General features: G+C 34.7%; 15 protein-coding genes. 13 read left to right on the plus strand and 2 right to left on the minus strand.

Translation table 11 applies throughout. From position 1 onward, the window contains the following. Positions 1–190: 190 nt before the first annotated feature. Entirely contained in the window at positions 191–3,028 is a 2,838-nt protein-coding gene (locus JOD29_RS11435) for a DEAD/DEAH box helicase (protein ID WP_124763335.1), read from the minus strand. Then, positions 3,025–4,626 (minus strand): SWIM zinc finger family protein, encoded by a 1,602-nt coding sequence (locus JOD29_RS11440; protein ID WP_124763333.1) that lies wholly within the window; start codon positions 4,624–4,626, stop codon positions 3,025–3,027. The genes JOD29_RS11435 and JOD29_RS11440 overlap by 4 nt, the downstream gene beginning before the upstream one ends. 1,004 nt (positions 4,627–5,630) lie before the next feature. Here JOD29_RS11440 and JOD29_RS11445 point away from each other — a divergent pair. The 13 genes from JOD29_RS11445 to JOD29_RS11505 all read left to right on the plus strand — a co-directional run bounded on the left by JOD29_RS11445 (position 5,631) and on the right by JOD29_RS11505 (position 25,510). Next, complete coding sequence (locus JOD29_RS11445; RefSeq protein ID WP_124763331.1) at positions 5,631–6,095, plus strand: IDEAL domain-containing protein; 465 nt, start codon at positions 5,631–5,633, stop codon at positions 6,093–6,095. Between the two features lie 735 nt (positions 6,096–6,830). Next, entirely contained in the window at positions 6,831–7,268 is a 438-nt protein-coding gene (locus JOD29_RS11450) for a nuclease-related domain-containing protein (RefSeq protein ID WP_205101668.1), read from the plus strand. Positions 7,269–8,193: 925 nt separating this feature from the next. Continuing rightward, complete coding sequence (locus JOD29_RS11455) at positions 8,194–9,468, plus strand: nucleotide sugar dehydrogenase (protein WP_124763327.1); 1,275 nt, start codon at positions 8,194–8,196, stop codon at positions 9,466–9,468. A gap of 91 nt (positions 9,469–9,559) precedes the next feature. After that, the gene (locus JOD29_RS11460; protein WP_124763325.1) at positions 9,560–10,279 is read left to right on the plus strand and encodes a WecB/TagA/CpsF family glycosyltransferase; all 720 of its coding nucleotides are present in this window, start codon (positions 9,560–9,562) and stop codon (positions 10,277–10,279) included. An 809-nt stretch (positions 10,280–11,088) separates the two neighbouring features. Further along, a complete protein-coding gene (locus JOD29_RS11465; RefSeq protein ID WP_124763323.1) occupies positions 11,089–14,241 on the plus strand; it encodes an S-layer homology domain-containing protein in 3,153 nt (1,050 codons plus the stop codon). Positions 14,242–14,416: 175 nt separating this feature from the next. Beyond that, positions 14,417–16,063: an S-layer homology domain-containing protein gene (locus JOD29_RS11470; RefSeq protein ID WP_124763321.1), complete on the plus strand. Its 1,647-nt coding sequence runs from the start codon at positions 14,417–14,419 to the stop codon at positions 16,061–16,063. A 222-nt stretch (positions 16,064–16,285) separates the two neighbouring features. Beyond that, the gene (locus tag JOD29_RS11475) at positions 16,286–16,744 is read left to right on the plus strand and encodes a tetratricopeptide repeat protein (RefSeq protein WP_124763319.1); all 459 of its coding nucleotides are present in this window, start codon (positions 16,286–16,288) and stop codon (positions 16,742–16,744) included. 19 nt (positions 16,745–16,763) lie between these two features. Continuing rightward, a complete protein-coding gene (locus JOD29_RS11480) occupies positions 16,764–18,341 on the plus strand; it encodes an O-antigen ligase family protein (RefSeq protein WP_124763317.1) in 1,578 nt (525 codons plus the stop codon). 156 nt (positions 18,342–18,497) lie between these two features. Continuing rightward, on the plus strand, positions 18,498–19,289 hold the full coding sequence (locus tag JOD29_RS11485; RefSeq protein WP_124763315.1) for an ABC transporter permease: 792 nt from the start codon (positions 18,498–18,500) through the stop codon (positions 19,287–19,289). An 11-nt stretch (positions 19,290–19,300) separates the two neighbouring features. Further along, positions 19,301–20,575: an ABC transporter ATP-binding protein gene (locus JOD29_RS11490; RefSeq protein WP_124763313.1), complete on the plus strand. Its 1,275-nt coding sequence runs from the start codon at positions 19,301–19,303 to the stop codon at positions 20,573–20,575. Between the two features lie 11 nt (positions 20,576–20,586). Then, the gene (locus JOD29_RS11495) at positions 20,587–23,838 is read left to right on the plus strand and encodes a glycosyltransferase (RefSeq protein ID WP_124763311.1); all 3,252 of its coding nucleotides are present in this window, start codon (positions 20,587–20,589) and stop codon (positions 23,836–23,838) included. A gap of 14 nt (positions 23,839–23,852) precedes the next feature. Beyond that, complete coding sequence (locus tag JOD29_RS11500; protein ID WP_124763309.1) at positions 23,853–24,878, plus strand: GHMP family kinase ATP-binding protein; 1,026 nt, start codon at positions 23,853–23,855, stop codon at positions 24,876–24,878. Between the two features lie 2 nt (positions 24,879–24,880). Then, complete coding sequence (locus JOD29_RS11505) at positions 24,881–25,510, plus strand: D-sedoheptulose-7-phosphate isomerase (protein WP_124763307.1); 630 nt, start codon at positions 24,881–24,883, stop codon at positions 25,508–25,510.

A 25,510-nucleotide genomic window follows, 5' to 3' on the forward strand; every position in this document is an offset into this window, starting at 1 on the left:
GTACCCATTTCTCCTATACTCTACACGTAACTGCCATCTATACTGGTTTGTAGAGACCGACAACTTAATAATGTAAAAGAGACTATTAGATAAGGTAAGAACATGGATAAGCACTTTGAAGAGGGAACAACGTACGAATAAAAAAAGTGAGCGACTCAAACTAATGAGCGCTCACTTTCCGCTTTTATTGTTATCGAACCGATGCTGTATCAAGCATTAATAAATCAAGTAATTCATCTTCTTGAAGTTCGGTTAACCAATTGCTTGATTGAATTAATTCTTGTGAAAGGGCCGATTTGACTTCTAACATTTTATCTATTTTCTCTTCAATTGTACCAAGTGTTATAAACTTATGAACTTGAACAAATTGAGTTTGACCAATCCGGTATGCGCGGTCAGTTGCTTGATTTTCAACGGCAGGATTCCACCATCGATCGGCATGTAATACATGGTTAGCAGCTGTTAAATTTAATCCTGTACCCCCAGCTTTTAAAGATAGTAAGAATATCGGAAATTCATGATTTTGGAAGGCCTCTACTAAATGATCTCGTTGATGTTTCGCCATACTTCCTGTTAAAAATGGTACATCTAAATTATATAACTCTGAGAAACAATGCTGTAATAAATGCCCCATCCCAATATACTGGGTAAAGATCAAACACTGTTCGCCATTGTCGACAATTTCTGCTGCAAGTTCAACAATTCGCTTTATTTTCACTGAACGATTCATCATCGTTTTCGCTTCATCAAATGGCTCCTTTAAATAAAGAGCAGGATGATTACATAACTGTTTTAGTTTGCTAAGCATTTGAAGAATACGTCCCTTTTTCTCAAATGGCGTCATGTTTTCCATTTGAGCAAGTGTATCCTCAATATACCCTTCATACAAAGCAGCTTGCTCCCTTGTTAATGGGCAGAATTCTTTTGATTCTTGTTTATCCGGTAAATTTAACATAAGATCTGGATCATTCTTCGTACGACGTAATAGGAATGGCGAAATTTTCGCACGTAAGATCTGTTTATGGCGGTCTGATTCATCGCGTTCAATTGGTAAGATATATTGCTCTTGGAACTTCCCAAAGCTTCCTAAATACCCTTTGTGGATGAAATCAAAAATAGCCCATAGTTCCGAAAGTCGATTTTCAATCGGAGTTCCGGTTAACGCAATATGATGAGTCCCAATTAACTTCCTAATAGAGCGTGATTGTAGGGTCTGCATATTTTTTATGTTTTGTGCTTCATCAAGTGCAATTGCTGACCAATGAACATTCTGTAAAAATTCAATATCTTGAGAAATCGTACCATATGTTGTCAGGATTAAGTTTGGCTTTTCATTTTCAAGATATGTTGTAAAAGTCTCATCCTTCATTCGGGAGGAGCTATAGTGGGTATGAACTTTTAGAGTTGGTGCAAAACGGGCTAATTCCTTTTGCCAGTTACCTAAAACTGATGTTGGACAAATAATGATAGTTGGATTGCTTTCGCCCATTGTTTCATATGTGTGAAGAAGGTAGCTGATTAGTTGGACTGTTTTCCCTAATCCCATATCATCAGCAAGTACAGCTCCAAAACGTTGGTCCCTCATAAACACAAGCCAATCAAAACCTTCTTGTTGGTAGGGACGAAGCTCAGCTTGTAATCCTTTTGGTAATTCAACAGAAGGTAAGCCTTTTTTATGTTGTAGTTGTTCTAAATACGATTTCAATGACTTCTGTAATTCGAATGCGAAGAATGGATCGTCAAGTTCCTCTTCATCAGCTGAAAGGGGCGCTGCAAGTTCTTCTGGAATTTCACGGAATAATAAATCGCGAACTGTCCAATTTTCTTTCTCCGCTTTTTCCATAAGCTCACGAATTTCCATCATCCAATTTGCATCGATACGGAACCATTCATTACCAATACGAACGAATTCTCGTTTTTCATCAACAATCTTGCGGAACTCTTCTGGAGATAGTTCTTCACCGTTCATTGAAAGCTGCCATTTGAATGCTAAAATATCGTCTAAACCAGCCATTGATTTTTGTGACTGATTCGAAGCACTTACTTTAACGCGCAATTTGGATTGTTTTAATTCTTTTAACCATGCTGGAAGAATAACGTCAAAGCCAAGTGCCCCAAGCTTTGCAAAATCATCTCGTAATAGTTTGCGGACTTCCACATCTTCAAGGCTGACATGAAGGAAGCTTTCCGTTGAAATGCTATGTTCACTTAAATCCATTAGTTCAAGCATTTGATTTTGTAGGCTTGCAATATCCTCCGCAATCGGTACCCATTTTTCAGGTACAGCTTGTGGAATTGGATAGTGACGCTTACGAATTGCGGGTGTCCAAAGTTTGGCTGTTTTATTGGTTGCTAACACCGTTTCAAGCAGCCATTCCTCTGAATTTTCTTCTGGCTCCGATAAGCGAAGTGCAACTTTTACATTGCCAATGGAATGCTCTTTTTGTAACGGCCATCCACCTTCTTTGAAGAAAGGTAGCAAAGTGGGAAGGTCATTTTCAGTTAACCCTGCAAACGCCAGCTTTTGTTGCACGGCTGTCGTTAAAACAGAGGTCAAATAGTCTAGGTCAATTTCAATATCCTTAAAAGCTGATGTAACGAATTCATCGTTGGCAAATTCATTAGGTATTTTGAAAGATAAATGAAACTTACCTTCCTCAGTTGTCTCGGTTTGTGCGTATTCCCAGAGAACACTACTATTCCAAAGGATTTGAAGTGCATGTGTACTTGCTATTATCTTTTTTGATTGGTCATCTGCTCCTACATGCTGAACAAAAGGATGCTTGATTGTTGGAGAGAAGAGTTCCACTAGTTCAGCAGCAGTTAACCTAATTTCCTGTTCATCCATATTAGCGCCGATTCCGAAAAAGTTTGATTCATATCGATAGAACAGTAATCGAGCCCAATTTGCCGTTAATTGTGGGTGCCCATTATCTGATAGAGACATTAAAGAAAAGAAACCAGGTTGACGTTCTTCTATTTTTAACCGTAAAGATTTTGCAAAGGGTGTTGAAAGTTCTGTTGTCATGCCAGTAAATTTCCTTTCTCTAATTCTTCTTGCAATGCGCGTAATCGTTTGTATTGCTCACGAATTGTAAAAATATAATCTTCCCAAAAGTTCATCCTACCGCTTTTTTTCGCTGCAGACTTCATCATCTTCCAAATACGTACTGCTTGTTTATAGTTTAATCGCGATTTTTGATCCACTTCTTGAAGCGCGTAGTAATGGTAAAGTGGAAGCGTTACTTGGGGTGCTTCATCTAAGACATCCTTTAAGCCACAAGATTCTAAATATGAAATGGAAGAAGGATATAGCTGATGAAGGGCTGCCCACTCATCAAAACGCTTCGTTTTAAGTAGGTAATTTGAATACGGCTGAATCCCATATGTTCCAAATGCTGAATAGAGCATTAATTCTTCTTGTTCAGTTAAGACAATATTGTCGTAAATTAAACTTGCTCTTCGTACATACATTTGCCGATGTGTTGGTTTTAAATGTTCATGAATAAATTCCTGTAGGTAGGGAAGCACGGATTTTAATATAATTTCGCCAGCTTCCTGATTGTTCTGTGAAAATGACAATTTAGCAAGACCAAAGTAAACATCTAGCGTTGGAATATTTACCTTTTGCAGGGTTTCCCGTAACGACTCATGATCTTTTACCATTATGTAAAATAAATTCATGACGAGGTGTAATGGGACATCTTCACTTAAATTAGGGTTTTCATCAGGGTTATCCATCAAGCTAGTCAGAATAGTTAGTTCTTTTTCTGCACGTTTCTTCTCAATAAAGACTGTATCCCAAAACGATAAATACAGATTCATTCTTCTGCTAAACTGACCATGCCGTTCTAACAATAGTTCACGAACCATGTTTTGTAACAAATCGAAAAATGGATCTGTTGCAAACAATCGAGAACCCCCTGAGAGCTCATGCATATTATCTTGAATTTTATTTAAGGTTTTATCGAAATAGTATTCAAAATAATGGCTTGTCAAAGGTGTGTTTGTCCTGTTCAAGTGTTCCCATATTTTATTGAAAACACCAATTTCCATAAACAAATTATAGATTGGCTGCCATTCACGTTCATAAGGCATATGCTTTTTTAATTTGGTAAATGCATTTTCAGCTAAGTTGGTAAGCAAAAAGCTGTCAGCAGGAACGGGTCTTCCTGGCTGCAATAAGTGCGACATCACTTCATTTACCATCGCAAGCCAATTCTCGGGAGTTCGCTCGGATGCTAATAGATGCAGTTGTACACTTTTTTTCTGGCGCCAATTCGTTACCCACTCTTGGACAGAATCATAGTATTGGTATAACGATAACAACACGCTTACTTTATGGCGGCACCAGTCGTTTTGCGGGCAACTACAAGTAATTCGTTCGTAATCAAAATTAACCGTGACTTCTGTCAATCGCACATCTTGAACAATGGTATGTAACGTTTGATATGCTGGGATGAAACGCTCAAACTGGACGGATTTATTTCGAACCGCAAACAATGCGCGGCGAATCAACTCCTCATCCTCCTGAACGGAAGGATGCAATTCGCGTTCCACTTGTTCTAACTGTGTATTGATAAACGATTGATGATCACGTGCAATCGTTGCAACAGATAAACTCACTTAACATCGCTCCTTAGAAAGACACATCTCGAGCATGAAATGAACAAAGTCTAAAAACGCCACTTCCTATGGCAACAACTTTGTGATCAACTTCTTGTTGGCCCAAGATCATGTCCCTTCTTATACGGATTTTCTTGAATTGTTCGATTCCAATCCGCTAAAAAAGTCTTTCCCTTCATTATACCGTTAAATCAAGTGTATTGTTAGCATTTCGATTGAAAGTGTGGAGGGGGAGTGTTATTTGAGAGGATGTTGAGTAGTTGCGAGAGGATTGTACGGTGTTGGAGGGTGAGTTGGATTTGATGAAGATTAGGTTGAACGGACGAAAGAAATGCTGAACGGACGAAAAGCGCGGCTAAGCGGACGAAAGAAACGCTGAACGGACGAAACGCGAGGTTAAGCGGATGAAAGAAACGCTGAACGGACGAAAAGCGCGGCTAAGCGGACGAAAGAAACGCTGAACGGACGAAAAGTGAGGCTAAACGGACAAAAGAAAACATGAACGGACGAAACATGTGGCTAAGTGGACGAATCATCAACCCTATCCATAAGTAACAAATTTATTCCATTTTCCCAGTTAAAAAAGAAAAATATAATCAAAATGGCACGGTTTGAAACTGTAAATGTTTGGAGACCATATCAGTAACGAGGTAATCACAGGTCAAGCCACGGTTGAATGAAGAACAATGATCCATCGAGTCATAAATTTTGAATGAGTAATAATACGACCTACTATTTTATCTGAACGCAACTATATCCAGGAGCGAAAAGTTTTCTGAATTGTGTTCACAAAATAGACATTTTTCAGCGAAGGGTTACATAAGTATAAATAAACATAAATGTTCGTATTATCTACTCATCGAGGAATTTGATTCGATGAGAAATATTGAATAAAAGCAACCTGGTTTAATTATAAAAATGGTAGAGTGCCTACAGATACTTCGAGCTAAAACTATGTTATAATCAGAAATATCAGAATAATCGGATAACTAGGAGGGGTCAATATGATTCAAGTGCAATTTATGAAACCATTTTATACGAAAGTTGCGGGAGAGAATTTACGGTTAGTCTTTGCATATCAATACTTCTCGATTATGAAGGATAATGAATTGTATCATTTTGTTCCAGTCGAAGGGAAAGAGATTATTGTGAACTTGAATACGATGCAAATTGAAAACCTTTCTGAAATATTTGTTTTCCAGCGTGGGAACCGTTATATTCGTATGCCATTGTATCAATTATTGTTAATTTCAAATGTGCACGAACATTTGTCACCAATTCTACAAAAGGCTTCATCTCAAAAAGATACGGTGAACCTTGTACCAAACGAATCAGATCAAGAAATTGATAGTGTGATTCGAGTGTTGGAAGAACAAAATATTGACCGATTAATTGATGAGGCTTTAGCTAATCGTGACGAAGAATTGTTTAATGATTTAGTGGAGCGAAAAACTGCACTTCAACAGTAGTAGCTTTGTGAGCGGACATCGGAGGAATAACGACAGCATGAATACGATTGAAACATAAAAAGCACCTCGATACATATTTCATCGAAGGTGCTTATGTTCTATATTAAAGGGTTGGGATTAGATTAATGGAAGAAATCGCATGACGTGAACTGTTTTAACAAGGGTCGTAATGGTTTTGTACGTAGATTTCTGACTAAGAGATAAAGTAGTGAATAACCAACACAACAATCCCAGATCCGATTATACCAAAGAGCCAATCTCCCAAAGTTAACTTACGTTTAGCTTCTTTCATCCATACCCCTCCTCTTTTACTAACCCCGGACCTAGCAATTTAGAACTACTAAATATAATAAATTTAGTTAACCTTTAATCTATTCAAAAAGCCTCACTAGTAGTAGAACAGATGTTTAGTTTTAGTTTGAAATTATTAATAAGTCCTTATCAGTATGGAAAAAATTGTGTGTTCCGTAAAACTAAACGTTTAATGAAGACTCTTCACTTTGATATATGCCGGGAAGTGGGTTTTGTTCATTTTGAGGTCAAATTTTACAATTGGAGAGATATACCAAAATGAAAATAATGTAAATGAAAATTAATATTTGAAGGGGCTTCTTAATCTCAAATTAAAAGCTTAATAAGACTAATATACTGGGGTACTTTCTTTCTGCTATCGTTAAATCAAAAATAGTAGGAGGAATCTGGTGATTGATTTTAAAACCTTGCGAACCCTATCCAATGACTCCCGCATTAACTGCACTGACTAAAAGACTTCATCCTTCCCACGAAATGTGTCCAAAATTACTAGTTGAACTTAAAAGGCAGGAAGCGGGTGAACATGGCGAACAACATGTCCTTTCCTTTTTAGCGGCTTGCCAACTACCAGAGCAAACTTATCTACTACACAACGTAGCAATGAAATCAAAAGTCGAGATGCGAATTGGTATACTGTTATTGTCACCTTGGTGGTGTTTGATACTAGAAGTTAAGAACATTACGGGGCGACTCTATTTCAATGACAATCCACGTCAGTTGATTCGAAAAGGTGATGATGGGAAAGATGAAATTCTGGGCAGCCCGGAAAATCAGGTGGATCAATATACGTTTGGATTGAAGTCATTGTTAGAAAGTCAGGGGGCAAAATTACCGGTTACGGGGCAATTCTTTTCTGTTTAATGCGATTATTTAGTAACCACCCATGAAGGTCCCACTGTTGATTGGACGAGAGGTGATTAGATTTATTTGGTCATTGCCAAGGAGTGGTGGCGCAAACGTTGATTCGAGAAAGTTAGGGGAATTATTAATGAAATCCCTTTATACCCGTGATCCATTCCCACTTTGCAACTACTACAAGATCTCACCAAGAATGATTTCTACAGGCGTTGAATGGCCAAGTTGTGGAACCATTCCGATGCTGCGGGCGTTAAGAACTTGGAAATGTCTGAGGTGTGGGAAGACTAGTATGGATGCACATTTTCGGGCATTAAAGGATTATTACATGTTAATAAGAGAAGAGATAAACAATAAGGAATGTATACAATTCTTAAAATTACGGAATCGACAAGAAGCTACTAGGATACTAAGTAAAAATAGCATCGGAAGTAATGGAGTTAAAAGAGACAGTGTCTATATTTTAAAAGGCAGGTAAGTTTTTAATGGAGGAGTTAAAGGAAAAGAGCATTATGGTCTTAAATTTAAGTGAGCAAAACAAGTGTGTAACCGATCAAGGGGATAATTAAGTGAGCAAAACATGAATCTAAACGGTCAAAAGGTAATCATTTACCTTTCAACATGCAAAATTATCTCACCCTCGTGACAATTATGACAAAATTCGACTGCCGTAATTTCACTGTAAAACAAATTTTATTCACACGGCGAGCGGAAAGTTGTATACTAAAATGCAGGATTTGTCTGTTTGTGTAATACATACGGAATTTTTAACAAATAATATAAGCACAATCACTAATAGGACATGTAGAATCCCTAAAGCAGAATCTATAAATTCAACTTTCTTGGGCATTCTGAAAAGAAATAGATCGAGTAATTGGTCGGTAGCATCGTACATACTCGCTCTCGAAATTGAAAGGAAGTAACGATTATTATGACAAAGAAAATTTGTGTTGTTGGTTTAGGGTATATTGGTTTACCAACAGCCGTTACATTTGCAAATCACGGAATCAAGGTTCACGGTGTTGATGTGAGTCAAGCAGCTGTGGAATCAATTCAAAATAAGAAGTTACACATTGAAGAACCAGGTCTTCAAGAACGTTTAGATAAAGCGGTAGATAGCGGCTTTTTAACTGCTGCAACTACTCCTGAAGAAGCTGATGCATTTATTATTGCTGTTCCGTCACCAATTAACCCTGATAAAACAGCGAATTTAGAATATGTACGCCAAGCAACGGCTTCAATCGTTCCTTATGTGAAAAAAGGAAACCTAGTTATTTTAGAATCAACTGTACCACCAAAAACTGTAGAACGTATTATGTTGCCTGAGCTTGTAAAAACAGGTCTTGAAATTGGTACAGAAATTTATGTTTCACATTCTCCTGAGCGAGTAATTCCAGGTAAAATCTTTGAAGAGTTAATTAACAATGACCGTATTGTTGGTGGAGTTAACAAGGAATCAGCTGAATTAACAAAAGAACTTTATGAGACTTTTGTTCAAGGGACAATCCATATTACAGATGCAACAACTGCTGAACTTGTAAAAGTAATGGAAAATACGTACCGTGACGTAAACATTGCGTTTGCAAATGAGCTTGCGAAATTAGCTGAGAAATTAGACGTAAACATTTGGGAAGCCATTAAATTTGCGAACTTCCACCCACGAGTAAATGTTCACTTCCCAGGGCCAGGTGTTGGTGGTCACTGTATCGCAGTTGACCCATGGTTCTTAGTTGAATTAGGTGGAGATACGGCAGCTATTATTAACATGTCTCGCCATACAAATGACAGCATGCCACACTTTACAGCACAAAAAACACAAGCGATTTTGAATCAAAACAAAATTGCTGGTGCAAAAGTTGCTGTATTAGGTCTTGCATTTAAAGGAAACGTAGACGATATGCGCGAAAGTCCTTCAACAGAAGTGATTGAGCAATTACAAGAACTTGGATTAGAAGTAATTTCATTTGATCCGCACATTAAAGAAAATAAACACGCTACTCAAACGCAAAGCTTTGAAGAAGCGACAAAAGATGCAGACATTCTTTTAGTGCTAACAGATCACAATGAATTTAAAACATATGCACCAACAACAATTCAAAATATGAGAAACAAAATTGTGTTTGACACAAAAAATTGCCTTAGTCGCGAAACTTGGCAAAATGCAGACTTCCAGTACCACTTACTTGGAGATGCGAAAAACATATAAGTGCTATAAGTGGCAGTGTGCATAAATGGGCACACTGCCATATTTTTTGATAACATAACCTAAAACATAAAAATGGATGGTTGATTAACAGATGAAGGAAAAAGTACTTGGTATTCAAGTTAATACGGAAAATTATGATGAACTAATTCCAAAAGTATTTGAACGAATTGAAACAAAAGAAAAGTCATTAATTGTAGCAATTAATCCTGAGAAGATTATTAAAGCAAAGGAAGATCCAGCTTTAAAGAAGTTACTAAATGAAGCAGAGTTCCAAATTCCAGATGGGATTGGGGTCATATTAGCTTCAAAGATTCAAAAAGGACAAATTACTTCTCGTGTAACTGGTGTAGATATGATGTTGCGTCTTTGTCAGGAAGCTGCACAACGTAAAAAGCCAATCTTCTTATATGGGGGGAAACCGGGAGTAGCCGAAAAAGCAGCGGATAAACTACGTGAACTTTATCCTGGAATTATTGTTGCAGGTACGCAAGATGGATATGAGAAGGATCAAAATAAAGTCATTGATAAAATTAATGAGGCAAAACCAGATCTTCTATTTGTCGCAATGGGTAGTCCGAAACAAGAGAACTGGATTAATGAAAATCGTGACCAACTACACCCAACAATTTATCAAGGAGTAGGTGGATCTTTTGATGTTTTAGCCGGTACAGTGAAGCGTGCACCAGAAGCCTTCCAAAAGGCTGGATTGGAATGGTTCTATAGACTTATGAAAGAACCAAAACGGTTAAAGCGTCAGTTGGCATTACCTTTATTTTTATTAGAAGTAGCCCGTAGTTCTAAGGGGAAATAACAAAAGTTTTATGTTGATGAAAATCTAACCAGTACAACCAAAATAAAAATAATTATGTAATCTTTGTAATAATCCATTGTTCTTTCGTAATAATGGTGATAAACTGTAATTGTTAGTAAGATTTTCTCTATGAAATATAATTTTTCCCTGCAAGGAAAAAACGGTTGGTAGCCCAAAAAAGAAGGCCTAAGCACAATGCTTAGGTCTTTTTTTATGGAAATTTAATTTAATGAATTATGCATATATCGGGAGAACTAACAATACACTTATCGAGGGACTAAGTTACTAAACTATTTTAATGGTTGGTAATATTGATATAAATAGTAGTAAAAGTAAACTAAATAAAATCTATTAATATTTTATCCATATAAATGTAGTACTACCAATATAGTTGAAGTACAACCAAAGGTTACCAAAATAGAATTAGCTAAAATTCGACGCTTTGTAATAGGAATTTAATAGTTTTAATTATTGTTATCATAATGTAATAGAGTCTCGAACCCTTATATAACAGTGTATGTATGGTATCCAGACATCGAAAATTGATATATCAAAATAATTAATTGGTAGAATTTAAAAGATTTTGTTGGTTTTGACTAGATTTTATGTCATAATAAAGTAGATTTTAAGTTATCCATTCCTATAAATCCGTTAATCAACAAACTTAGACAATTATGTCAAAGGTGACAAAAAATGATTGACATAACATTTATATACTACTAAACTTTTATGTGTAATAGTTTTTCTACACATGTTCGTGAAGGATAACTAAAATATTATTAATCGATCTTAGAGGAGGAAATCTTTCTATGGCTAACCAACCAAAGAAATACAAAAAATTCGTAGCAACTGCTGCTACAGCTACTTTAGTAGCATCTGCAATCGTGCCTGTAGCTTCTGCTGCAACACCATCTGATATCGCTGGTAACGACCACGAAGCTGCGATCAAAGCTTTATTAGAACTAGGATATGTAAGTGGTAAAGCTGACGGTTCATTTGCTCCAAACGAAACAGTAACTCGTGGACAAGTAGCTTTAATGCTTGGTAAATGGGCTAAAGCTTTAGGTCTTGAAGCTCCTGCTGACTACGCAACAAAAGAATATTTCAATGACTATCCAACTTTTGCAACTGAAGAAAACAAAGAAATGTTCGCTTTAGTTAAAGCAAACGGAATTTTCCAAGGTTATACTGATGGTTCATTAAAACCACAAGATAAAATCAGCCGTCAACAAATGGCAGTAGTACTTGACAGTGCTTACAAAGCAATTACTGGTAAATCTTTAAAAGAACTTGCTGGTGACACTTCAAACGTTACTGTAGCAGACATTGAAAAAGTAAATGCTGACTACCGTGATGAAGTTAAAGCACTTAAAGCATTAAAAATCACAGCTGTTGATAACTTCAATCCAACAGGAAATGTAACTCGTGGACAATTTGCTTCATTCTTGAACGCAACTATTAATGCTAAAGCTCCAACTTCTGAAGCTGGTGTAATTAAATCATTAACTGCAACTTCGACAAATCAATTAACAGTTGTGTTTGACGGTGCGGTTAATCCTGAAACTGCAAAATTCTCAGTAGCTCGTGGTACAACTGGTTTTAACGTAACTGAAATCGATTGGAACGAAGACAAAACTGAAGCAGTATTAACAGTAGATACTAAGTTTACTGATGCAACTTACACATTAACAGTTAGTGGTGTTGCTTCTGAAGACTTAAAAGCATCTGTAACTACAACAAGAGAAACTGTGACAGCAATCGAATTCAACTCTGAATACCTAGCATTCACAGGTAAAGAAGATGCTAATAAAAATAAAGAAGCTAAAATTGGCTTCACTATTACAAACCAATATGGTGAAGATATTACAGAAGATACAAATCATCAAAACTTTAAAGATGTAAAAATTAAAGGAATTGATGAGACTGACATCTATGTTGACGATTTAAAAGGTGGACGTGAAGGCGTAGTAACTGTTTGGGTTGATGCTGACGAAGATGACGACGCAACTGGTACAATTGAACTTAGTTATGAAGATGGGGATCTTGAGATTGATGCAGAACAAGATGTAACTCTTTCTGATGAGAGTGAACCAGGTTCAGTAGAAATCTTAAAGGTTTATAATGAAAATGAAGAAGAGTTCACAACTGAAAATGTTAAAGATAAACATGATTTCTACATCTTATTTAACGTTACAGACCAATATGGTGTGAAATTAGATGCTGAAGATTACGAAGAAGATTCTGAATTAGATGGAAACTTACAACCAACTTCACCTGATGCAATTCAAATTGGATTCATCCGTGATAATTTACGTATTGATGTTTCTAACGATGACATCTTTGAAATCGACGATGAAGATCAAATTACTGTAAAAGAAATTGATGGAAAACATTATTTTGCTGTTCCATTAACTTTCGATTTAGATGATGTAATTGGTGGAGAAAACACTGTAACATTCCGTTCAAAAGCTACTGGTGAAGAAAATTCAGCTAAGTTTAATTTAGTAAGTAGTTCTGAAGTACAAAAAGTTGAACTTGGAACTCCAGATGAAGTAGTTGCCGCTGATGAAACTGTTAAATTACCAGTATTCGCTTATGATCAAGCTGGCGAATTAATTACAGATGCAGCTGACTTAAACGATAAATTACGTAGCAAAGATGGTAAAGATCCAGAACTGAAAATCACTTGGGATACACCTCGTGTTAAAAATTCTGGTTCTCAAACTTCTGCATTTAACTTCGTTGAAGAAGATGGTCAAGTATACTTAGAATTTGAAACTACTAGTCACGACAAAGATAAAGCAGAAGATTTAGAAATCGAAATCGAAGTAGACGATTCTGGTGAAGAATCATCAGTTGAATTAAGTGTTTATGCAAAAGCTTATGCAGAAAGCATCGTAAACGTTGATGTTGACACTTATGTTTACAAAGACGGCGAACTAGATGTTAAATTTAAAGCAATCAAAGTTGAAGATCAATATGGTCGTGCATTTGATGATGTTGAAAACTATACAATTCAAGCTGTATCAAAAGATCCAAGCAAAATTGCAATTAATGGCAAGGATACATTTGCTGCTGCTGGGGACAAAATTAAACTTGTAGGCAACAATGATGGTAGCGCTACAGTAGAGTTTAAATTAGTAAGTAATTATACAGATAAAGGTACTGCTAAAACTGCTACAGATACTCAATCTGTAACATTCCGTACAGTAGACGAAGATGATTTTAAATCTTACGTTGTGAAAAGTGATGGAAAACTTTACGGTGAAGTCGCAACTAAAGATTTTGCAAACATCGAAGTATACGGTGTAACTAGTAATGGTGTTGAAGTTGAATTACCAAAATCAGCTTATTCAATTTCAGCTGTTTCTGGTGCGAAATACTTAGACTTAGACGTTACTAGTGGTGATGTTGCTACTACACAAACAGCTGTAGACAAGTTAAAAGAGTCTGGTGTTACATCTATTGATACTGAAGTTGCTGTAATCATTAACAAAGATGGACAACGTGTAACTCATGCACTTACAATTGGTGAAGATGATCCAGCAGTTGCTGCTCTTAATGTGAAAGACAAAGAATCTGCATCTGAAAAATCTGTAAAATCATTTGATGTAAATATCGCATCTGGTGCTACTTCTATTTCTACAACAAACCTACTTGATGCTTTAGCAAATAACAATGCTATTGCTGAAGGTAAATGGGATCTTGAAGACCAATATGGTGAAGATGTAACTGTTTCAGGTACAACTGTAACATTCTTCGATGGTTCAACTGACCAATTAAAATTACGTATTTCTGATGTAAACGCTGCTAACGATGAAGATTACAAAGTTACTAGCAACGGTACTTCAAGTGCTTCAATTAACGTTGGTTCAGCTAACGGCGTTCAAGAAGGCGATTCATTCACATTAACAATTTCTGTTGATGGTGTTGAACAATCTTACAAAGTTTACGTTAAATAATATTTTAAAATAATAAGGCAAAAAACTCTATGGAGTAAATCCATAGAGTTTTTTTTATGCGCGTGGTAAAGGGTATTCGTGGCGACGCTGAATCATTGTCATCTTCGTCCCCCATTTATTTAAATAGATCAATCTCTTTTAATTTAAAGAAAACAATTTTATCTTGGAGGAACTTATGATGAAAGGAAAAAGTTATGTAGTAAATATGTTTACAGTTTCATCAACTGTAACAGTAATTGTCTTAACGGTTATTCCAGGTGTGGTAAGTGCAACTCAATTTTCCGATATACAAGGAAATTCGCATGAAAAAGCTATTATCGAATTAGGAGATATGGGGTTGATTTATGGATACCCTGATGGGATGTTTAAACCAAATAAAGGCTTAACGAATTCAGATGTTGTAAAGTTAATTGGTAGATATTTACGTGCAAACGGTTACGAAATTCCTTCTGATTATAAAAAGAAGATGCGTTTTTCTGATCTTTCTTCAGATTCGGAAGAAGGTCTACTACAGTACGCTGCATTAGTAAAAGATAATGGCATTTTTACTGGAGTTAATGGGAATTTGAGCCCAAAAGAAATCATGAACCGTGAAAATATGGCGATTGTTCTTGTAAATGCACTTTCTGGAGTACATCAATTTGATTTCACTACATATGTTGCCAATCAAACATTCCAACATGAAGTACTAGATTTAGATAAAGCGAAAGTAAGTGCACGTTCAGCAATTAATGTTTTAGATTTTTATGATCTATCTAAAGTTGAAGTTTTTGAACCGAAGACAACTTTAACACGAGGTCAATTTGCGACTTTCTTATATAAATCAACTTTCATTAAAACACCTAATTTGACAATTGATCAAGTGGTTGTATTTTCAAACAATCAACTAATTGTTACACTTTCCGATCAATCCACACATTATATCACATTAACGAATCCGCTAAAGGAGAACATACTCGAAACAGTAGATTTTGATATTGACGGCAGACAATATTCAGCGGAGGTTAAATTTACTAATTTGAATTTAGATCAAGATCTTGAAACACCAAACGATGAAGATAATTTCTATTCTTTTAAAATAGAGAGTGATGAACTACTTTTGGGTATTTCACCGGATGGTAAATTTACCGAACTAGATGATGCCGATATAAAAGTGTTTGGTTTAATGGGCGACCTTGAAGTTGAAATCGGTAATGAAGATGGAAATGCATATACTATCTCCACTGAAAGTAAATATTTAAATACGGATGGCAAACGAGTAACTGCTAATCTTGAAGCAATTAAAGCTGATAATATTTTTGAAGATAAATTTGACAAATATGAAGCTGAAATTCTTGTAACAATCAACGAAACAGGAGAAACAATTAGACACACGCTAACACTTACCCGTGAAGAAGCAAAAGTAAGCAATAGTAAATTCGAGCTGATTGATCGTAAGTCATTATCTGAAAAATTATTAGATGATGTGGATGTTGAATTAACAGCTTCAATAATAGCAGACGGTAAATTAGATTCAGAGGAAATCTTCAAAGAACTTCTTGAAGAAGGCTCCCTTGTTATCGTAGATCAATATGGTAATGACCATGTTTCATTTAGTACACCCACGGGAGAAGTTACATTCTTTGATGGTACAGAAAAATATATTGGATTAACTATTACTGATGTAAAATCTAATAATGATAGCGGTGTAATTACTTCAAATGGTACCAGAGGTACAACTATTAATTTAGGTATGGATGATGGTCTAACTACAGGTGATTCATTTAATCTTGCAATATCAATTGATGGGAAATCTCAAACGCTCCATGTTTACCTTAAGTAAATAATTTTTTAACGAGCTCTATGGTATGTTCATAGAGTTTTTGCTTGTTTGCAAAAGAGTTAATGAGATGTGAAATATCGTCATTTTGTTTGTCTAAACATAACTAGGGTAAGTTAAGGAAATCAGTCGAAATATGGTGTATAATGTGAGAGGTGCTAAATTAGTAAAATAAAAGGATTGATACATATGCAATTACGAGAATTTACTAGGAGATACATATTTTTGGGGATTGTTGCTTTTATAGTGTTAGGTGTAATCGTTGCAAATGTGATGGCGAGCAAACAAGACAAGCAGTTTTCTATGGAGGATACACTTTATAAGCAAGCTACAGAATTACATAGTCAAGGGAACAATACCGAGGCAGCTACCTATATTAAGGAATTATTAAAGCTGCAATCCGAATCAGAAGCGGTTAATTATTTAGGTGCGGTTATTGCGGCTAGTAATAACGAAATGCAACAAGCTGCAACACTACTTCAAAAAACATTAGATATAAATCCATACAAAGTAGAGGATCCAATGTTTATGCTTCAATTTGGAGAAACACTTTATCATATAGAAAGATATGATGATGCGAAAATCGTTTTGACTCGTTGTCAGGAAGCTGGTTGGGCCCCTGAAAGTTTCCCTACCTATCAAGAAAGGGTAGCTGAGTTACTTAGTTTAATAGAAAATATGTAATAAGGAAGGTATACATAAGATGACTTCGTTTTATGGAGAATCTCGTCAAGTAAATAAAATAAGTGATGAAAAAGAAAATCAAATTTCACGTGACAATGTCGACAAATGGATTTTTAGGTTGTTTTTAGTATTAATTGGGTTTATGCCATTAATTGTTTTAGCTCATGCAACAGAGTTTGTGAGTCCAATTGTCTCTACAATGAGTAACCTCACTTCTGGAGTTAAAGGGGACCTGTTTACATATTATAAATCCTTAATTATTTTAGTCGTAACTATTATTGCAGCACTACTTTTACTAAGCAAAGTTTTGTTTATGAATGGCAAAGTGAAAAAGACAAAATTGAATTATTTTCTAGGCGGTTTTGTAATTGTACTAATCATTTCTACAATAGTATCGCCTAATATTTCAATTGCTCTGAACGGTCTGTATAATCGATCGGAAGGAGCGATTATGTGGATATGTTATACTGCATTGATATTTATTGCAATGAATATTAACTATCCAAAAAATGCGGTAAATTACGTTATGTATTCCCTTTATCCATTTATATTCATTAACCTATTCATCATAATAATGAATTTCTATGGGAAAGATCTATTGCAATTTGAATGGGTTCAAAAATTAGTTTCTCTTTTCCTTACAGGTGGTTCCCAAATTTCTGAAGGGTCCGTATTAATTGGTACATTAAACCAATGGAACTATATGAGCGGTATGTTCTCTATTATGACAGTAATGTTTTTATCATACGCGGTTGTTGATAAAAACCCCATTAGAAGAACTATTAATTTAATCGTTGCATTAGCTGCAATGGCAGTTATGTTAATGTCTATATCTGCTAGTGGATTTGTAACGGTAGTATTTATTACTGTAATTTTGATTTGGTTAGTAATTAAATCAGAAAACAAGTTGAAATCTCTTGCAGTATTAGTAGTTTTTGCAATAATCTCAGGTGCACTCATTCATGTTTTATCACTGAAAAATGCTGAAGTGTGGGACGAATCACTGGGCTTCTTTATTTCTGAAAATCCGTATGAGACGGAACAACCTTTAGGTGCTTCAGTAACTACAGAAGGTTTATTGGACCTGCTTTCTAATAAAGCTTATGCATCAGACAATTCATTTGAATTACCGGTTTTACCTACGCCACAATGGGGACCTGGTACAGGGCGTATTTATATTTGGCAAGAAACTTTAGAATTAGTAGCTGATCGTCCATTGTTTGGATATGGGATTGATACACTTGTATATCACTTCCCACATACACAATTAGAGGCACAAGCAAATATGAACGAAGTAACGATTGTTGATAAACCCCATAACTTATATGTGGGTATCCTATATGGAACCGGAATAATTGGATTCGCATTGTTTGCGGCGCTTCTTCTTATTACTTTAGTAGCAACAATTAAAAGTATTATCACATTTAATTGTTCATCAAGTTTGATTGTGGTACTTAGTGTCGCTTGGATTGCTTTTTTAGTTCAAGCATTATTCAACGATACAGCACCGGGGACTGCTGGATTACTGTTTACGATTGCAGGAATAACTCTTGGCTTATTTTATAATGAAAAAGAGGCCAATGAAGCAAATGTCTAATGCAATGTTTTAAAATTATCTACTCTCATTGAAATTTTGAATGTCATGAAAAGCATTAGGAGTTATACGGGATAATGTAATTTTAAAGATCACATTGCTCAGATTCCTGATGCTTTTTTGTTTAATATTAAATCTACTTAAATTAGAAGGTGGCTTATGTCTACTAAAGTTCAAGGATTGAAAAAAACAACGAAATTAGCAATTGATTTGTCAAAGAATGATTTGAAAAATAGATATGTAGGTTCTTTTTTAGGGATTACGTGGGGATTTGTTCAACCACTTATTACGATTTTGATATTCTGGTTTGTGTTCCAAGTTGGGTTTAAGTCGATGCCAGTAAATGATTTTCCATTTATCCTCTGGTTAATGACTGCGATGATTCCTTGGTTCTTCTTTTCAGATAGTTTAAATGGAGCTACAGTATCTATCACAGAGAATAGTTATTTAGTGAAAAAGGTGAATTTTCCTGTTTGGATTTTACCGATTGTGAAAATACTTTCTTCTTTCTATATACATATTTTCTTTATCATTTTTTTATTCTTTATGTTTTATGTATATGATTATGATTTCACGCTTTATAATTTACAGTTTCTTTACTACTTAATCGCAACGATATTTTTGCTAGTAGGCCTTTCTTATTTAACAGCGAGTCTTATCATTTTTCTAAAAGATATAGGGCAGTTGGTTGCAATGATTTTACAGTTCTGTTTTTGGCTAACGCCTATCTTTTGGTCATTAGATATACTTCCTGAAAAATATCTATTCTATATTAAATTAAACCCAGTCTATTACATTACAGAAGGGTATCGTGCTGCATTTATTCATCATCAGTGGTTCTGGGAAAAACCAAATTTAACATTGTATTTTTGGGTTTTTACAATTCTAATGATGGTAATTGGTATTACAGTATTTAGAAAGTTGAAATCACATTTTGCAGACGTATTATAGGAGTTAATAATATGAATGAATTAGCTATAATCGCAAGAAATATTACGAAAAAATATAAATTATATGATAAGCCAATTGACCGTTTAAAAGATTCATTTACTTTTACGAAAAAAAGTAAGTTTTCGAAAGAATTTTATGCATTAAATGATATTAATTTTGAGATTAAAAAAGGTGAATCTGTTGGGATTATTGGGAAGAATGGGTCCGGTAAATCTACACTACTTAAAATCATTACTGGTGTTCTTCAACCAACGTCAGGATCCATGGAAGTGAATGGGCATATCTCTGCTATTTTGGAGCTAGGTGCAGGGTTTAATCCAGAATATACAGGTATGCAAAATATTTACTTGAGTGGAACAATTATGGGTTACAGTAGAGAAGAAATGGAACAAAAGATACCTGAAATCATTGAATTTGCTGATATAGGAGATTTCATTCACCAACCTGTAAAAAACTATTCAAGTGGGATGTATGTAAGATTAGCTTTTGCGGTAGCAATAAGCGTCGATCCAGAAATATTAATTGTTGACGAAGCATTAAGCGTTGGCGATATTAGATTCCAACAAAAATGTCTAAGAAAAATAGAAGAATTAAAAAAAGATAAGACAATCCTTTTTGTTTCACATGACTTATTACAGTTGAATAAGTTTTGTGATCGACTTATTTGGATCAACGAGGGTAATTTAATTTCTGATGGTGAACCTGATGAGGTTTCAAAACAGTATCAGGCATTTATGGCTGGAAGTTCATTGGATAACTATTCAGAGGATGAAGTCGAAGAAGCTGATGAAGACGAACAATCAAATGACATTGATTCAATTGATAGCAGTGTTCAAATTTTTGGAGATAATAAGGCAATTATTAAAGGGATTAGCATGTTTAATGCACAGCGTAAGAAAATCTATCAAGCCAAGATGGGGGATAAAGTAACCATCTCCATTAAAGTAAAATACTTTGAAAAAGTTAATCAACCAATTATCGGATTTAGTATAAAAGATCGAATTGGTAATATTGTAACGCAAACCAATACATTTGTATTGGAACAAAGTATCAAAAACCCTAACGTTGATAAAAGTTATATATATAATTTTGGATTTACGATTCCTCCATTAAAGCGAGGAACTTATACCATTTCGCCAGCAGTCGCTTCTGGAACACAATTAGAACATACACAGCATTGTTGGATTCATGATGCACTTATTATTAAAATAGATGATATGCAAGAACATGACTTAGAAGGTTATATGGTATTGAATAATGTATCGTTTGAAACAATAAAAGGTTAAGGAGTCGAACAATGGAATTTACAGGAGAAAGATTCATTCCAAATGTTATAGAAGATAACGAAATCAAAATTGAACACCTCCAACGGTATCAATCAATTCAAGAACTAGTAAGCGGAAAAATTGTATTAGATGCTGCATGTGGGGAAGGGTATGGTTCCAATTATCTAGCTACTAATGCAGAAAAAGTAGTTGGAATTGACATTGATGAAGAATCAATTGTACATGCGCAAAATAAATATTTAAAGCGGAATCTTGAATTTATGGCAGCAAGTATTGAAAAGTTGCCATTTGAGGATCACTCTTTTGATGTAGTAGTATCGTTTGAAACAATTGAGCATGTGAATGAGAATCTTCAACAACAATTCTTAACAGAAATTAAACGGGTTCTAAAAGAAGACGGTATTTTAATAATGTCTACTCCAAATAAGAAAATTTATACGGATTTTAGAAACTATCATAACCCGTTTCATGTCAAAGAATTTTATAAAGATGAATTTTATTGCTTTTTAAGTTCTGCGTTTAACTTTGTAGATTTTTCTTATCAAACAAGGGAAAACGTTTATTTATTGGGAAAAGAGAATGGAAAAACTTTTGCGAATCTAAATCACGACAGTAACCTAGATGTAAATAGTAAATACATTGTAGCCATTTGCTCTGATGTTTCAAATAATGAATTCCAATTAAATTCAGTCGTTGTAGAATCCGGGGATTATAATTTAAAAATTTCAAGAATACTACAACTCCAAGACGAAGTTGAAGAACGAAATAAGCATATTCACTACTTAGATAGCGAAATTGAAGAGAAAAATAATTATATAGTGACTTTACAAGATGAGAATACTAAATTAAAAAACCAACTAAATCAAGTAGAAATAATTAAGCAACAAGTTGAGTTATTTAAGGCGAAACTAAACGAAATAAATGATCAACTTGCTGGATCTCAACAAGAAAAGCAAGATTTAATAGAGAAAGTTCAAAAGCTAGAAACAAAAGAAAATCAGCTTCACCATGAAAACGAGCAGTTAAAAGAAAAAGAACGAACTTTAAATAATATTTATGATTCCGATGGATGGAAGTTATTATTAAAATATTATGGTGTGCGAGATAAAATCGTACCATCTGACGGAAAAGTAAGATTGTTGGCAAAGCTTTTCAAAAAAATTGTAATAGATGGTAACTTTAGATTGTTGAATAAAGAGAATGTAAAGAAGTTTATCTATTATGCAAAGAACCAAAACCTATCAATGTTAGAAAATCGTGTGGATAACTATATTGAAAGAAATACGAGTGATACTTCCGAGTTTAAACTTTCTTTAATAGATATTGAACAAAGCTATGAAAAGATAACTTTTGAAAAATTTGCTACACCAGATGTATCGATTATTATTCCTGTTTATAACCAATGGCATTATACGTATTCATGTTTAAAATCTATATTAGCAAATACTCAAAATGTATCTTATGAAATTATTATTGCAGACGACATGTCATCAGATGAAACCGTCAATATCTCTGAATACGTTGAAAATATTAAAGTAGTTAGAGATGGGGAAAACAGAGGATTCCTTCTAAACTGTAATAATGCAGCACAATATGCTGATGGCCAATATGTCTTATTCCTAAACAATGATACACAAGTCCAAGAGGGCTGGTTAGATTCTCTAGTACAACTTATAGAAAGTGATCATCAAATTGGAATGGTTGGCTCGAAATTAGTGTATCCAGATGGAAGAATGCAAGAAGCAGGAGGCATCATTTGGAATGATGCGAGCGGTTGGAATTTTGGAAGACTCGATGATCCAAATAAGCCTGAGTACAATTATGTAAAAGAAGTAGATTATATTTCAGGTGCTGCAATTATGATCAAGAAAGATCTTTGGGAGACAATAGGTGGCTTCGATGAGCGATATGTACCTGCATATTTTGAAGATTCTGATTTAGCATTTGAAGTTAGAAAACATGGCTTTAAAGTAATGCTACAGCCAAAATCAGTTGTAGTGCACTTTGAAGGCATTTCGCATGGTACAAATGTAAGTGAAGGCGTTAAACGTTTCCAAGAGTTAAATAAATCAAAATTCATTGAAAAATGGTCGAATGAGTTAAAAACGAACCATTACAGAAATGGTGAACATGTTTTCAAGGCTAGAGATCGAAGTAAATTTAAGAAGACTATTTTAGTAATTGATCATTATGTGCCGCACTTTGATAAAGACGCAGGAAGCAGAACGACATATCAGTATTTAAAACTATTCGTCCAAATGGGACTGAATGTTAAGTTCATAGGAGATAATTATTATAAACATGAACCTTATACTACTGAACTTGAAAAGTTAGGGATAGAAGTTTTCTATCAGCCTTATAATAATAAAAATATTGAGCAATGGTTTAAACAAAACGGAAAATACATTGATTATGTTTATATGAACAGACCTCATATCTCTATTAAATATGTTGATATAGTCAAGAAATATACAAAAGCCAAAGTTGTTTACTATGGACATGATCTACATTTCTTACGTGAGTATCGAGAATATGAGTTAACAGGCAACGAGGCATTAAAAAAATCATCTGAAGACTGGAGAAAAACAGAATTCAGTTTATATGAAAAGTCTGATGTTGTTTATTATCCATCTGATGTAGAGGTAACTGAAATTAAGAAATACTACCCTACTATCAATGCTATAGCAATTCCTGCCTATATTTTTGAAGAGAAAGAGTTTATTGAAAGTAATCAAGCAGATAAAGAAGGGTTATTATTTGTTGGTGGATTCGGTCATAAACCAAATATAGATGCAGTTTTGTGGTTTGTTTCTTCGGTTTTCCCGAAAATAGTAGAAGAAAAACCAGATATGAAATTTTATATAGTTGGTTCAAATCCTCCGAATGAGATTTCAAGCTTAGCTTCAAAAAATATTATCGTTACAGGCTTTGTTACCGATGAAGAGTTAGATTTACTTTACAAGAAATCTAAGCTAGTTGTAGTACCTTTAAGATACGGTGCAGGTGTGAAAGGAAAAGTAATTGAAGCAATGTATAACCAAGTACCGATTGTAACTACATCTGTTGGTGCTGAAGGGATTATTGATAGTGAAAATATTTTAATGATTGCAGATACGGAAAGTGAATTTGCGAATCAAGTTATTAATTTATACGATAACGATGAAAAATTAAATGAACTTTCCCAAGCGTCATTAGATTATGTGAACAATCATTTCACAGCAAAAGCGGTAAAAGAAATAATATCAACAGATATAAGCAATTAAGGAGTTTTTAACATATGACAATATTTCGATCAAAAGCACCTTTAAGATTAGGTTTAGCGGGTGGCGGAACGGACGTATCGCCATATAGTGATATTTACGGTGGGTATGTATTAAACGCTACTATTGATATGTATGCTTATTGTTCCATTGAAGTAACGGATGATAATAAAATTTCATTTTATGCTGCAGATAGAGAAGAGTATTTCGAATGTAGCTCTACGGAATTTATTAATTTAGATGGGACATTGGACCTTCATAAAGGTGTTTACAATAGAATCGTAAAAGAATTTGTAAAAGAACCTTTATCATTTAAATTAACGACTTATTCTGACGCACCGGCTGGTTCGGGACTTGGATCATCCTCTACAATGGTTGTTGCTATTTTAAAAGCGTTCACTGAGTGGTTAAACTTGCCACTTGGTGAATATGACATCGCTCATTTAGCCTTTGAAATTGAGAGAAAAGATATTGGCTTAAACGGTGGGAAACAAGACCAATACGCGGCGACATTCGGTGGGTTCAATTTCATGGAGTTTTATGATAATGATCGTGTAATTGTGAATCCATTACGTGTTAAGAATTGGATTGTAAATGAATTGGAAAGTTCCATCTTGTTATATTTTACGGGTGTTTCTAGAGAATCGGCTAAGATTATTGACGAACAAGCTAATAACGCAAAAAAGAAAAATCAAAATTCAATTGAAGCAATGCATCAATTAAAAAAAGATGCAGTAAATATGAAGGAAGCTTTACTTAAAGGGGAAATTGTTAGATTTGGAGAATTGTTAGGTCATTCATGGGAAGAGAAAAAGAAAATGGCCTCTTCTATCTCCAATGATATGATTAACGATATTTATGAAAAAGCAATCAATGCTGGTGCAATTGGCGGTAAAGTTTCTGGTGCTGGTGGTGGTGGGTTTATGATATTTATCGTGGACCCTATTAAGAAACTAGATGTAATAAGAGCATTAGAAAAAGAAAGTGGAAGTATCAAAACCGTACATTTTGTTAGCAAGGGAACACAAGGATGGAGGATCTAAAAATGGAGCGTTTAATTAATGAATTTATGGCGGAACAAATTAAAAAGTCTATCGAAGTAAAACAAGGCATTCTTGAAAATAAAGAATTGATGTTGCTAATTGAAGAAGTATCAGTAAAAGCGGTGGAGCTTTATAAACAAGGAAATAAAATTATGCTTGCTGGAAATGGCGGAAGTGCAGCAGATGCCCAACATATTGCTGGAGAGCTAGTTAGTAGATTTTACTTTGATCGACCAGGGTTACCAGCTTTAGCATTAACAACAGATACTTCAATCATAACGGCGATTGGAAATGACTACGGGTACGAAAAATTATTCGCTCGTCAAATTCAAGCAAATGGCAATGCAGGAGACATGTTTATTGGTATTTCTACTTCAGGTAATTCTGCAAATGTCATTAAAGCATTAGAAGAATGTAAAACGCAAAATATTATTACAGTTGGTTTAACAGGTGAAGACGGTGGGAAAATGGAAGGGCTATGTGATTTCTGTATTAAAGTGCCTTCTAATGAAACACCAAGAATTCAAGAGTCTCATATTTTAATAGGCCATATTATTTGTTCCATTGTGGAAGAAGCAATTTTTGGTCAAGGCTTTAACTCTCCATTATCAACGGTAGCAGAGGTATTATAA

Origin of the sequence: Lysinibacillus composti, from assembly GCF_016908465.1 — a bacterium.
In the GTDB taxonomy this organism is placed as follows: domain Bacteria; phylum Bacillota; class Bacilli; order Bacillales_A; family Planococcaceae; genus Ureibacillus; species Ureibacillus composti_A.

Excerpts from the sequence above, each read along its gene's own strand:
- JOD29_RS11470 (WP_124763321.1), top strand. The coding sequence starts at position 14,417 with ATGATGAAAGGAAAAAGTTATGTAGTAAATATGTTTACAGTTTCATCA.
- JOD29_RS11455 (WP_124763327.1), top strand. The coding sequence starts at position 8,194 with ATGACAAAGAAAATTTGTGTTGTTGGTTTAGGGTATATTGGTTTACCA.
- JOD29_RS11445 (WP_124763331.1), top strand. The coding sequence starts at position 5,631 with ATGATTCAAGTGCAATTTATGAAACCATTTTATACGAAAGTTGCGGGA.
- JOD29_RS11490 (WP_124763313.1), top strand. The coding sequence starts at position 19,301 with ATGAATGAATTAGCTATAATCGCAAGAAATATTACGAAAAAATATAAA.
- JOD29_RS11500 (WP_124763309.1), top strand. The coding sequence starts at position 23,853 with ATGACAATATTTCGATCAAAAGCACCTTTAAGATTAGGTTTAGCGGGT.
- JOD29_RS11485 (WP_124763315.1), top strand. The coding sequence starts at position 18,498 with ATGTCTACTAAAGTTCAAGGATTGAAAAAAACAACGAAATTAGCAATT.
- JOD29_RS11460 (WP_124763325.1), top strand. The coding sequence starts at position 9,560 with ATGAAGGAAAAAGTACTTGGTATTCAAGTTAATACGGAAAATTATGAT.
- JOD29_RS11480 (WP_124763317.1), top strand. The coding sequence starts at position 16,764 with ATGACTTCGTTTTATGGAGAATCTCGTCAAGTAAATAAAATAAGTGAT.
- JOD29_RS11465 (WP_124763323.1), top strand. The coding sequence starts at position 11,089 with ATGGCTAACCAACCAAAGAAATACAAAAAATTCGTAGCAACTGCTGCT.
- JOD29_RS11495 (WP_124763311.1), top strand. The coding sequence starts at position 20,587 with ATGGAATTTACAGGAGAAAGATTCATTCCAAATGTTATAGAAGATAAC.
- JOD29_RS11435 (WP_124763335.1), bottom strand. The coding sequence starts at position 3,028 with ATGACAACAGAACTTTCAACACCCTTTGCAAAATCTTTACGGTTAAAA.
- JOD29_RS11450 (WP_205101668.1), top strand. The coding sequence starts at position 6,831 with ATGACTCCCGCATTAACTGCACTGACTAAAAGACTTCATCCTTCCCAC.
- JOD29_RS11505 (WP_124763307.1), top strand. The coding sequence starts at position 24,881 with ATGGAGCGTTTAATTAATGAATTTATGGCGGAACAAATTAAAAAGTCT.